The organism is Streptomyces chrestomyceticus JCM 4735, from assembly GCF_003865135.1.
GTDB lineage: Bacteria > Actinomycetota > Actinomycetes > Streptomycetales > Streptomycetaceae > Streptomyces > Streptomyces chrestomyceticus.
In genome coordinates this window covers 4,170,890-4,182,384 of the sequence record NZ_BHZC01000001.1, presented here as the reverse complement: position 1 = coordinate 4,182,384, position 11,495 = coordinate 4,170,890, and the positions used below count along the sequence as shown (strand labels likewise).

The 11,495-nt window shown below is 68.3% G+C and carries 10 protein-coding genes; 5 read left to right on the top strand and 5 right to left on the bottom strand.

What is annotated here, in order from left to right:
• Window positions 1-37 precede the first annotated feature (37 nt).
• The gene (pstS, locus tag EJG53_RS17655; protein WP_125045669.1) at window positions 38-1,165 is read right to left on the bottom strand and encodes a phosphate ABC transporter substrate-binding protein PstS; all 1,128 of its coding nucleotides are present in this window, start codon (window positions 1,163-1,165) and stop codon (window positions 38-40) included.
• Window positions 1,166-1,758: 593 nt separating this feature from the next.
• Here pstS and EJG53_RS17650 point away from each other — a divergent pair.
• Both EJG53_RS17650 and EJG53_RS17645 read left to right on the top strand, forming a co-directional pair.
• Complete coding sequence (locus EJG53_RS17650) at window positions 1,759-2,784, top strand: C40 family peptidase (protein WP_125049421.1); 1,026 nt, start codon at window positions 1,759-1,761, stop codon at window positions 2,782-2,784.
• Between the two features lie 164 nt (window positions 2,785-2,948).
• On the top strand, window positions 2,949-4,466 hold the full coding sequence (locus tag EJG53_RS17645; protein ID WP_371858698.1) for a PP2C family protein-serine/threonine phosphatase: 1,518 nt from the start codon (window positions 2,949-2,951) through the stop codon (window positions 4,464-4,466).
• 91 nt (window positions 4,467-4,557) lie between these two features.
• Here the strand turns inward: EJG53_RS17645 and EJG53_RS17640 are convergent, their stop codons facing one another.
• The 4 genes from EJG53_RS17640 to EJG53_RS17625 all read right to left on the bottom strand — a co-directional run bounded on the left by EJG53_RS17640 (window position 4,558) and on the right by EJG53_RS17625 (window position 6,381).
• Window positions 4,558-4,899: a DUF2516 family protein gene (locus EJG53_RS17640; RefSeq protein ID WP_031004998.1), complete on the bottom strand. Its 342-nt coding sequence runs from the start codon at window positions 4,897-4,899 to the stop codon at window positions 4,558-4,560.
• Window positions 4,900-4,996: 97 nt separating this feature from the next.
• The gene (locus EJG53_RS17635) at window positions 4,997-5,590 is read right to left on the bottom strand and encodes a hypothetical protein (RefSeq protein WP_125045666.1); all 594 of its coding nucleotides are present in this window, start codon (window positions 5,588-5,590) and stop codon (window positions 4,997-4,999) included.
• Window positions 5,591-5,624: 34 nt separating this feature from the next.
• Window positions 5,625-6,059, bottom strand: a complete 435-nt coding sequence (locus EJG53_RS17630) for a helix-turn-helix domain-containing protein (RefSeq protein WP_031004996.1) — start codon at window positions 6,057-6,059, stop codon at window positions 5,625-5,627.
• Window positions 6,060-6,195: 136 nt separating this feature from the next.
• Window positions 6,196-6,381 (bottom strand): Lrp/AsnC ligand binding domain-containing protein, encoded by a 186-nt coding sequence (locus EJG53_RS17625; protein WP_244955191.1) that lies wholly within the window; start codon window positions 6,379-6,381, stop codon window positions 6,196-6,198.
• A 778-nt stretch (window positions 6,382-7,159) separates the two neighbouring features.
• On the opposite strand from EJG53_RS17625, the gene EJG53_RS17620 reads away from it, so the two are divergent.
• From EJG53_RS17620 to EJG53_RS17610, 3 genes are all read left to right on the top strand, one after another.
• The gene (locus tag EJG53_RS17620) at window positions 7,160-8,311 is read left to right on the top strand and encodes an HNH endonuclease (protein WP_167515127.1); all 1,152 of its coding nucleotides are present in this window, start codon (window positions 7,160-7,162) and stop codon (window positions 8,309-8,311) included.
• Window positions 8,308-9,642 carry an SMODS domain-containing nucleotidyltransferase gene (locus tag EJG53_RS17615; RefSeq protein WP_125045663.1) on the top strand — a complete coding sequence of 445 codons (1,335 nt, stop codon included), beginning with the start codon at window positions 8,308-8,310 and terminating at the stop codon, window positions 9,640-9,642. The genes EJG53_RS17620 and EJG53_RS17615 overlap by 4 nt, the downstream gene beginning before the upstream one ends.
• A gap of 109 nt (window positions 9,643-9,751) precedes the next feature.
• Window positions 9,752-11,260 (top strand): hypothetical protein, encoded by a 1,509-nt coding sequence (locus tag EJG53_RS17610; protein ID WP_125045662.1) that lies wholly within the window; start codon window positions 9,752-9,754, stop codon window positions 11,258-11,260.
• Window positions 11,261-11,495: the final 235 nt, after the last annotated feature.

Here is an 11,495-nt window from a genome sequence, read left to right as displayed (position 1 = left end):
GCGGCGGCCTGCGGGGCGCGGGCCGCCGCCCGGTGGGTCAGGCGAGCGAGGCGACGGCCGAGCGGACCTTGTCGGCGATCTCGGCCGGCAGCGGCGCGTAGCCCAGCTCCTTGAGGGCGTTCTGGCCGTCCTTGCCGGCGATGTAGGTCAGGAAGGACTTGGTGGCGGGCAGCGTCTCCGCCTTGTTGCCCTTGTCGCAGGCGATCTCGTACGTGACCAGGGTGATCGGGTAGGCGCCCTCGGCCTTGGTGGTGTAGTTGAGCTTCAGGGCCAGGTCGCTGCCCTTGCCGACCTGCTTGGCCTCGGCGATGGCCTTGGAGGCGTTGTCGACGGTGGCCTCGACCGGGTCCTTGGCGCCGGTGTTCAGCTTGACCGTGTTGATCTTGCTGGCCGTGGCGTACGACAGCTCGAAGTAGGAGATCGCGCCGCTGGTCTGCTTGACCTGTGAGGAGACACCCGCCGAGCCGGACGCGGCCTGGCCGCCCTTGCCCTCCCAGGTCTTGGCGGGCTCGTGCTTCCAGGCGTCGGGCGCGGCGCCCTTGAGGTACTTGGTGAAGTTGTCCGTGGTGCCGGAGTCGTCCGAGCGGTGGAACGCCTGGATCTTGAGGTCCGGCAGCTTGGCGTCCGGGTTGAGCTTCTTGATCGCCTCGTCGTTCCACTTGGTGATCTCCGAGTCGAAGATCTTGGCGAGGGTCGGCGCGTCCAGGACGAGGCTGTCCACGCCCGGCACGTTGTAGCCGACCGCGATCGGGCCGCCGACCATCGGCAGGTTGATCGCCTGCCCGCCCTGGCAGACCTTCTTGGACTTCTCCACCTCTTCGGGCTTGAGCGCCGAGTCGGAGCCCGCGAAGGCGGTCTGGCCCTGGAGGAAGGTGGTGATGCCCGCGCCGGAGCCGGTGGGCTGGTAGTTGATGCTGGTGTCCTTGCAGGCGCCCGAGTACGCCTGCACCCAGGCGTCCATGGCGTTCTTCTGCGCGGACGAGCCGGAGGCGAGCAGCTTGCCCTTGCCCTCGCACTTGATGTTGCCGGTCTTCGCCGCGGAAGCCGCCCCGCCGCCACCACTGGTGTCGTCGGAGCCGCACGCCGACAGGGTCAGGGCACCGGTGACGGCGAGAGCGCCGACGGCGAGGGCGCGAACCCGGTTCTTGCGCTGCAGCAGCTTCACTGTCGTGAGTTCCTTCCTGGGGCGCGCCGCTTCTTGTTCGGCGTGCGGGGTGCAGACGTGGGTGGTCACCGGCGGGGCGACCGGGTGGTCACCCGGGTGGTGACCGCGAGGTCACTGTGCGGCGGCCGCAGCGGTCGGGCAAGGGTCGCCGGAGCGGGTGGTCGGACGGTTCAGCAATGCCGTGCGGCGTTCGCTCCGCGGGAGGGGCGCGCCGTTCGGTACGGCCGAAATTAGGCAGATCAGGTGAAGCCGCCGATGGAGGAGAGTGAACGCCGGGTGAACCTCGGCCGTCGGATGGGGGCGGCGCCCGGACGGCGCGGAAACCTCGGCAGCGCTCTGTCGGATTACCCGCCGGTATGGCAGCATCCGCGCCTGTAGAGGTGCACGAATCGGTGCGGATCGACCGGAGGTGGCTGGTGGGGTGGCAGGGGGCAGGGCGGGGCAATCCCGAGGCGTACGGCAAACGGGACGTACGGGACCGGGCGGGTACGGCGGACGGGCCGCGGCGGGCGGGGGCGCGGAGCGCGGCGGGGGTACGGAGCCGGGCGGGCGCGGGGCGCCGGCCGGGCGTGCGGGGGCTGCGCGGTGCCGTGGTGGCCGCCACGGCGGTGGTCCTCGGCGTGACCGGAATCCTCGGCGGGACGGCCCCGGCCGCGTACGCCGACCCCGGTCCCACGGTGTCCGAAAAGCGCCTCGAAGAGGTGCGCAAGGAGCTGGAGGGCCTCTACCGCAAGGCGGAACAGGCCACCGAGGCGTACAACGCGGCGAAGGAGCAGGTCGCCCTCCAGCAGAAGGAGATCGTCAAGCTGGCGCAGACGATCGACCGGACGCAGAAGCAGATGGACGACCTCAAGCGCCAGGCGGGCGCGCTGGCCAGTGCGCAGTACCGGGGCGGCGGCATTCCCCCCGAGGCTCGCCTCATGCTCAACAAGGACCCGGAGCGCTTCCTCGACAACGCCACCCTGGTCCGCAAGGGCCAGCACGCCGCGAAGGACCTGAGCGACGAACTGGCGCGGACGAAGAACGCGTTGGAGGGCTACGCGCAGGACGCCACCGACCGCTGGGAGCGGCTGGAGGAGAACCGCAGGAAGACGGAGACCGCGCAGCTCGACGTCCGCAAGAAGATCGAGGCCGCGCAGCACCTGGAGTCGCAGTTGGCCGCGGAGGAGAAGGAGCGGCTGAAGAAGCTGGAGGACGCGCGGGCGCTCCAGGAGCAGCAGAAGTGGCTGGATTCCGGCGTACTGAAGGACATCGGCGCGCACGCCTCGGAGGCCGGCAAGAAGGCGGTGGCGTACGCGACTTCACAGATCGGCAAGGACTACGTGTGGGGCGCCGAGGGCCCGGACACCTTCGACTGCTCGGGGCTGACGATGCGGGCCTGGGAGGCGGGCGGTCGGCCGATCCCGCGCACCTCGCAGGAGCAGTGGCGGCAACTGCCGAGGATCGCCCTGAAGGACATGCGCCCCGGCGACCTGATCATCTATTACCCCGACGCGAGCCATGTCGGCATGTACATCGGGGACGGCGCGATGGTGCACGCGCCGCGGCCGGGACGGCAGGTCACGGTCACCGGGGCCGGGTCGATGCCGATTCTCGGGGTGGTGCGGCCGGACAAGTAGGGGCGCGGGGCGCCGTACGCGGGGAGTCCCCGCCCCCGTACGCAGCGTGACGGGTACGTGCGTTTCGTCACGGAGCGCCGACGGCCAACCTGACGCCGTCGAGGTGATGTTCGTCATTCCGCGCCCCTCCCTGCCCAGGTCACCGGGTGTGTGGGGGACGGCATATGACAAGTGCCGGGTGGCGTCGGCCATTCCGTAAGCCTCCGCGCTACCGCTATGGTCGCCTCTCGGTGCCCGGTGGCGCACCGCCCGGACCGACCGCCGGGCGGCGGCGGAACCGGGCACAGTGGCGCGCCGTTCGGCGGGCCGCTGCGCACCCTCGGGGGGAGGGAAGGAAGCAGAGCATGTCCGTACCCATTCCGCGCCAGCGGACGGCCGTGCTGCCGGAGGAGGCAGCGCCGGCGGGCGACGCGCGCGACGGCGCGGCGCACCCGGCCGGCCCGTCGACGGCGCCGGATGCCGGGCTGACGCTGCTGCTGATAGGCGACGACCCCACCAGCGCCGTACCCGAGATGCGGGACGGGGAAGGCCGCCGGGCCCGCGTCCGTACGGCCCGCAACCTCACCGAGGCGGAGCGGCTGCTCACCGACGACGTGCACTGCATCCTGCTCGACCTGACGCCCGCGGGCGCCCGGGCCCGCACCGACCGCCCGGACCGCGCGGACCGGGACGGGCATCCGGCGGAGGAGGGCGGCGGCCACGACGAGCTGGGCGCCCTGCGTGAGGTGCTGCGGATGGCCCCCTCGCACGCCGTCCTCGCGCTGACCTCCGAGGCCGACGCCGAGCGGGCCGCCGAGGCCGTACGCGTCGGCGCGCAGGACTACCTCTTCCACGACGAACTCGACGGCGCCGCCCTCAGCCGGGCGGTGCGCTACGCCGTCGAGCGCAAACGCGCCGACCTCGCGCAGCGCCAGCTCACCGAGTCACGGATGCTGGCCCAGGAGAACCGCCGGCTGGAGCGCGGCCTGCTGCCCACCCCGCTCCTGGACGGCTCCGACCTGCGCTTCGCGGCCCGCTACCGCCCCGGCCGCAGCCGCGCGCTGCTCGGCGGCGACTTCTACGACACCGTACGGACGCCCGACGGCACCGTGCACGCGATGATCGGCGACGTCTGCGGCCACGGCCCCGACGAGGCCGCGCTCGGCGTCGAACTGCGCATCGCCTGGCGCGCGTTGACCTTCGCCGGGCTCTGTGGCGACGCCCTGCTGTCCACCCTCCAGAAGGTCCTGGAGCACGAGCGCGCCGACGACGAGATCTTCGCGACGCTGTGCCTGGTGGACATCGCGCCGGACGGACGGCACGCCGGGGTGAGCCTGGCCGGCCACCCCGCACCGCTGCTCGCCCGGTCCGGTGGCGCGCCGCGGCTGCTCCCGTACGAGGAGGGCGGCCCGGCCCTGGGCCTGCTGCCGCGCGCCCGCTGGCCGCGCCGCCAGGTCGTGCTGGGCGGCTCCTGGAGCCTGATGATGTACACCGACGGCCTGATCGAAGGCCGCGTCGGCAACGGCAACCAGCGCCTCGGCCAGGAGGGCATGACGGAACTGGTGGGGCGTCGGATGGCCGCCGGGCTGCGGGGCGAGGAACTGCTCGACGCGGCGCTCACGGAGGTGCGGGACCTCAACGGCGGGGAACTGACGGACGACGTGGCGGTCCTGCTGCTGGACCGGGGCCGCGTACAGAACTGAGGCGCACGCGCGACGGGCGCACGGCCGCCCGCCGTCCCGTACGGCCTTCTTACTGCCCGCAGCTCTCCCGTACGGCCCCCTTACAGCCCTCCTACCGCCCGCCGTTGAACGGCCCGTACGGCCCGTCCGAACTCGACCCGCCGCGGCGCGGGCCCCGGCCGCCGGAGATCCCCTTGATCGCGGGCCGCACGTCGACCGTGTAGACGATCACGGCGATCAGGCCGATGATCGGCAGGAACGACATCAGCGGCAGCAGGAACAGCAGTGCCGTGGCGATCACCAGGAAGATCAGCCACATGCCCTTGGTCTGCTTGTCGGCCGCCCGGTAGGCGTCCTCGCGCCGTACGGCCGCGTCGACGAGCATCGCGGCGGCGTACACGGCCAGTACTAGCTGCACCCAGCTCAGCACGTTCTGGAACCCGTAGATCAGCACTGCCCTCACCCGTTCGACTCTGGTCCGTCGTCGGCCCACCGTACCCGGAGAACGGGCCGGGCACGCGTGGCGTGCCCGGCCCGCCTTCCCGGATCGCCTACTTGCCGTTCTCGCCCGGCGCGGCGGTCTTCTTCGCCGTCGTCTTCTTGGCGGCCGGAGCCTTCCTGGCCGCAGCGCCCTTGGCCTCCGGCTCGCTCCCGGCGGTCTCCGCGTCGCCCGCAGCGGGCTCCTGCTTCGGCTCCTGCCGGGGCTCCGGCTCGATCGCGACCGCGAGGTCCTCGGTCGCCTCGGCGGTCTCGCTGCGCCAGCTCTGCACGGCGCCGCGACCGCGCTCGGCCAGCCCCTCGTACCCCTCACGGGCCTTGACCGCGGCCTCGGCGGCCCGGCCGACCCCCTGCAGCACGAGGTCCTGCGTCTGCTGGCTCAGCTTCTTGAAGTCGGCGTCGAGCAGGCCGAGCTGCCGGGTGATCCAGTCCTGCGCCTCCTTGGCCTCCTTGGTGACGCGGTCCTGCACGGCCTTGGGGTCGGTGTTGCGGACGGCCTCGAAGCGCTTGGGAGCCTCCTCGCGCAGCTTCTCGACCAGCGCCGGCAGCTCCTTGGCCTTCTCGGCGGCGAGGTCCACACCGCCCGCGAAGGCGTACAGCGGAGTCGGGTCGGTGAGCACCTTGCGGACGTCGTCGGTGATGGCCATGGCGTGGTTCCTCCTGGAATCGGTGGTCGGTCGCTCAGGTGGCGTGCGGGTCGCCGTCGGCCTCTCGGGCGTCCGGAGCGGGCTCGTGCGCCGTCGCGCCGTCGCTCTCGCCGCGCCCGCTCCCGTGTCCGTTCTCCTTGCGGAAGGACTCGTAGATCTGCAGCAGCACCTGCTTCTGCTTCTCGGTCAGCGCGGGGTCGGTGAGGATCGCGGTGTGCACCTCGACCCCGTCCACCTTCCGCTCGTCGAGGATCCCGGCCTGCACGTACAGCGTCTCGGCGGAGATCCGCAGCGCCTTGGCGAGCTGCTGCAGGATGTCCGCGCTCGGCTTGCGCAGCCCGCGCTCGATCTGACTGAGATACGGATTGGACACCCCGGCGGCATCGGCGAGCTGCCGCAGGCTCAGCTGCGCGTTACGCCGCTGCTCCCGCAGGAACTCGCCGAGGTTGCCGACGTTGAGTGATGCCATGCCCCGATGGTGCGCCATCGTGCTAACTATTGCAAGCGGGCGCTAGCAAAAGTGGCGTTAAGGGGGGATCGTTCGGTTGAGACTGAGCACGATAGGTGTCGCATTTGCAGGACAACTGTCGTGCCACCACTGCCGGTCAGCTGTCTGTCTTGATCTTCTTCATGGTGAGGTGGGATTCGAGGCACCGTACGCCGGGCAGGCCGCTCAACTTGCCTGCGAGGAAGCCTTCGTAGGCGGCGTGGTCGTCGACGGAGACGCGAAGGAAGTAGTGGGGGCGGCCGTACATGCGTCGGCACTCGATGACCTCGTCGAAGGCAGCCACGGGGAGACTCGAACTCCTCGAAGCTCTTGCGGCCTGGGAGTAGATCTCGACGTCGATTAGGCCCTCGAGGCCGCGGCCGAGGGCTTCCGGGGCGAGGACGCCTGGAAGAGGCCGGCGCCATCGCCGGGTACCGGGCTCATTGAGGGTTCTGCGCGCCGAGTGAACCGTTGCCTAGGCGCCTGACGGAAGCGTCGCCCAAGGCCACTGCGTGTACGAACGGGACCGCAGCGGGCTGTCCGCGCCCTCGATGACCAGCAGCTGTCCGGTCTCTGTGATGTCCGGGCAGTCTCGGAGATCTCCGAGCAGGTGAGCTGATGTCTCAGTCATCTCCGGGTACGTCGCTGTGACTGTGTCCACGGTCGTCGTGGCTGGTAGGCGTCGCTCCGGAGGCCTGGATGGATGCGTGTGAGGTGTCGGCGGAGGACGTCGATCTGGACTACGTCAACGCGGGCGGGGTCCGTGAGCGCGAGGCGCGCGCTGGAGTGTCTGTGGTCAGTCCGGTTCGAGTCGGTACGGCCCGAGCGCCGGTTCCCGGCTTTCCGAGGGCCGGGGCAACCGGTACGGCTGGCGCTGGTCAGCGACGTGTGGCGGGCATGTGGGCTACGAGTCGTGGCTGGACCGCGATCGCCTGATGCTGCTCGACTGCGACCGCTGGTGACAAGCATGTCCTCACAGCCGTTCCGGCCGTCTTGGTGCCGACGGCCACCGGCTGTCAGTGGCGCGTGCTTCTCTGTATGCACTTCCGTCTTCGATGGGAAGATGCGCGAGAAGAGGTCATATGGCCATCTCTGACACAGAACGCTTGAAGGCTTGGGTGCGAGCCGGGGGACGGTGCGAGTTCTGCGGCAACTACCTGCTCGAGGGCAAGCTCACCTACAAGGACTTCACCCTCGGGGAACTGGCCCACATCGTGGGCCGTGACGTAGCACCTGGCTCTCCGCGGGGCATGGACCCGCTCCCGGAAGACAAGCGCGACCTCGCTGACAACCTGATGCTTCTGTGTCGAGGTGAGCACAACGAGATCGACCGCAAGGGGTCACTCAACCTCATGACGGTGGAGCGCTTGCGGACGATCAAGCGCGAGCGCGAGGCATGGATTCGGCGCATGACTGGCCTCAGCCCCCAAAACGGAACCGCGGTGATCCGGTTGATCGGGCCGGTGCGGGGCTACGAAGTTGAGCTGACCAAGCCGACGGCCGCCGAGGCGGTGATCCGCTCAGAAGGGCGGTTCCCCGATTTCCCATTGAGCCTGCACGGCGACGGCTTCGAGATCGACCTTTGTAACGTGATCGGAGAGGAGGAGCCCGAGCCGGCCTACTGGGAACAGTGCAAGCGGCACATCGATCGGATTCTTGAACGTCGGCTCGCCGAAGCACTGCGCGAGGACGCCGTGCAACACGTCAGCGCCTTCGGCTTCGCGCGTCTGCCGTTGCTCGTCTACTTCGGCTCGCGCCTCGACGACACCTTTGCCGTCACTATCTACCAACGGCACCGCAGTACAGAAGCCTGGAACTGGCCCGACAACCCGGCGCCCAGCACGAGCTTCACCACCACCTCACCGCAGAACCCCCCGCAGGGCGCCGAGGAGGGAGTCCTGGTACTCAACATCTCCGGCTCAATCCAGGCTGACGAACTTCCCGAGAATCTCCAGGGACTACCACGCTGGGTGATCAACCCTGCTGGCGCAGTGCCATCCGTCGATGTAATCGACTCACTGGAAACGCTGAGCGAATTCACAAACTCGCTGCGCTCAATGCTCTCCAGCATGGAAGCCCAGCACAAGCACATGCGAATCCTGCACGTTCTAGCCGCAGCCCCGGTTTCGGCAGCCGTGGCGTTGGGACGGGTTCACGACTCTCACGTGCACCCGAAGATGGCTATCTACGACCGAACCGAGGGGCGCTACACAGTCGCGCTGGAGATTTCATGAAACTGCTGGCTTACTTCAGTGCATTCCTTACGAGCACTGTAAATCTCAACCAGACACGCCTAGATCAACTCGACGATCACGTGGCCACAATTACATCAACTCTGAAGGCTGACAGTCAAATCGGCAGCCTCTACAGGACGCACATTCCGCAGGGGTCCTGGGCTCACCGCACAATCATCAGGCCATTCAACAATCACGAGTTTGACGCAGACTTCCTCCTACATCTGGATGAGGTGGAGGACTGGAAGCCAAAAGACTACTTGCGGGAGGTCCGGGCTGCGTTCAAGCGATCCGCCACCTACAAGTCGAAGGTAACCAAGAAGAACCGATGCTGCCGCATCGTCTACGCGGGCGACTGCCACGTCGACGTGGTGCCCTACATCACTCTGGCGGACGGCCGCGAGGTTATCGTCAACTACGCCGAGAATGATTTCGAAGATACCAACCCTCAGGGATTTACGGACTGGATGAAGGAGAAGGATAGTCTGGCCAACGGCCAACTGCGGCGCGTCATCAGACTGATGAAGTACGTCCGAGACTACAAGCAGACCTTCAGCGTACCGTCCGTAATTCTCACGACTCTGCTTGGTGAACGAATTCAAACCTGGCACGAAGCTACGCGCTACAGCGACACTCCCACAGCTCTAAAGGTAATTCTGGCCGATCTGAGCGCTTGGCTAGACCTGTACCCGCTCATGCCGACCCTCGCCGACCCAAGCTGTCCGGAGACAACGTTCAACCACCGCTGGAACCAGGAGCAATACGAGAACTTCCGAAAGAAGATCAAGCTGTATAGCTCATGGGTAACCGAGGCCTATGATGAGGAAGACAAAGCGCTGAGCCTTGCAGCATGGCAGCGCGTCTTTGGTGACTCGTTCCAGCAACCGAGCTCGGTTCAGAAGCCTCTGACGGCATCCTCGGATATTCAACCGACTCGCGAAGCTCGTGCCCCGCACGAGCAGTACATCGAAGAATTTGGCTTCAGCTGGCGAGGAGGGTACAAAGTACGGATCAACGCTCAGGTTCTCCCGAAGAGTGGTTTTCGGAACGGCCCCCTACGCCGTCTCCGTCGAGTGAGCGTCCTTCAGAGCCTGCGCTTCACAATCACCACCGATGTTCCAGAGCCGTACGACCTCTATTGGAAGGTCAGGAATCGCGGCCCCGAAGCCGCTGCGCGCGATCAACTCCGAGGCGCGATCGTTCTCGATGAGGACCGAAGCAGAACCCGCGAGGAGTCAACATCTTGGAAAGGACAACACTATGTGGAGGTCTACATCGTCAAAAACGGCCGTGTCCTAGCCACTGATCATCACGACGTCATCATCAGCTGAGCTCAGGCGCCCGCCGGGCCCAGCACTGCGCTGGCGTCCATCAGCAGACATCGGGGTTGCGCCCCCGCCGGAGCTGCCGAACACGCAGCCCGGAAGGGAACATTCGTACGTGACGCGTGACCCGTGCGCGGGACGTGCGGGATGCGTGCGCCTGCGCGCCCGCATGGTGGCTGGCGGGTTGCGGCGCATGCCTACCCGACTGAGTGACGCAGCTTTCGACGAGCAGTCGTGGTCCTCGGGGCCGGTGCGCCGGGCCCTGTGGAACGTGACCTCGTCGGACATCGCGACGATCGTGTGCCCGACCTGCGGGGCTTCGCAGTACGCCCCCTGCCGGACCTTGCGGGACCGTCCGACCACGGCGCTGCACCGTGGCCGCACCCTCCGCTATCTCAACGTCCGCTTCGCCCTCGACCTGCGCGAACCTCACCACCGCAGCGTGCAGCGACGCAGCGGCCTTGGCCTTGACGCGGCGGGCCTGCGCGCCGTGCGGATGCCGCATCCGCAGCCGTGGCGACTGCCCCTGCCGGAACTGTCGGACTTGATCAACGTCAGCTTCCTCGACCTGACCAAAGTGGTGACCGCGCAGGCATGCGGGGTGCGCCGCACGGGTCTCGACGAGCTGCTGTACGGCCCGGACCGTATCGAGCAGAGCATCGACGCCCTCACCTACGCGCTGTACGACCGGCAGATTCGACGCGAGATCCGGATCCTGTCCGGCCAGTGTGATGAGACGGCCCGGAATCTCAAGGCTCAGCAGCAGGCTGTATGGCAGCAGTTGCGGGAAGCGGAGCGCCGCTTGAAGGCTAAGCGTGTCGAGGAGCTCACCACCGCGGGAGTACTCCCGTTCCCGCCCGCCACCGATGACTCCCGGCGGGTGGCACGCGCCTGGCTGGGCCGCTACCTAAGCGCCGAGAAGGACGCCCTGGTCCTGGAGTTCGCAACCGCGGCAGGGGTGCCCACCGCGGCAGCCGCGCCGATCCGCTGCATTCAGGAGAAGATCACCCGCTGCATCGACAACGGGTGGCTCATCGCACCGCTCAACGACGCCGTCCGCTCCGTCCTCGCATTCGACGAGTCGGCGTTTCGAAAGCGGATGCTCACCGACGCCGGCCGCCAGGACGAACGCGATGACGTGCTGTGTCATCCCTTGGTACTCAACCGCTGGCGCGATCAGCTCAACGAGAGCCTGCGTGCCGTCGCCCCGGGCGCGGACAACCCACACACCAAGCACCTGACCGATCTGACCCGCACGCCGACTCCCCGCACCACCGTGCAGCTAAAGCAACTCCAGGCCCGGCGGCGGCTGTTCGCGGCGCTGCTGCAGCGCCGCGCCGAGGCCGTACGCCTGATCACCGCGCTCAACGATGGGCTGTCCATCGCCGAGCGCGGCGATCCCAGCCATGCACTGCTGAAGCAAGCCGGCGACCAGGCCTACGACGAGCTCGTACGCCGCCACCCGGATCTCTACCAGCGCATCCGTGCGCACCTGGCAGGGTTCGAGACGCGCTATGGGCGCCTGCAGACCCCCGGCTCGCGCACCCGGCTGCGCGAGCAGATCTTCGAGGAACTCGACCGCGCGGCAGTGCGGACGCCGGCCAGTGTGACCGTGCGGCGGTGAGCTGACGCGATGCCGCGCGGGTAGCCGCATCGCGACCCGGTCCCCGCTCCTGTGGCCCGCCGCGGCCGACGGAGCGCGGACCGGGCGGGATTCGGGGCCGCGGCGGTATCGCGTCGTTGGTGGGCGGTATTCGGCTGGCGGCGCACTTTCGCAGCACCTTCTGCGGGGGCACACTGGCTGAACGGAACCCGGCAGGCGGTCAGCGTCTGCGCAGCTCAGCCCGGCGCAGACACCG

What these genes read in the sequence shown, in the direction of transcription:
- EJG53_RS17635 (WP_125045666.1), bottom strand. Translation starts at nt 5,590, where the DNA reads ATGGCCATCACCGACGACGTCCGCAAGGTGCTCACCGACCCGACTCCG.
- EJG53_RS17645 (WP_371858698.1), top strand. Translation starts at nt 2,949, where the DNA reads ATGACAAGTGCCGGGTGGCGTCGGCCATTCCGTAAGCCTCCGCGCTAC.
- EJG53_RS17615 (WP_125045663.1), top strand. Translation starts at nt 8,308, where the DNA reads ATGAAACTGCTGGCTTACTTCAGTGCATTCCTTACGAGCACTGTAAAT.
- EJG53_RS17630 (WP_031004996.1), bottom strand. Translation starts at nt 6,059, where the DNA reads ATGGCATCACTCAACGTCGGCAACCTCGGCGAGTTCCTGCGGGAGCAG.
- EJG53_RS17620 (WP_167515127.1), top strand. Translation starts at nt 7,160, where the DNA reads ATGGCCATCTCTGACACAGAACGCTTGAAGGCTTGGGTGCGAGCCGGG.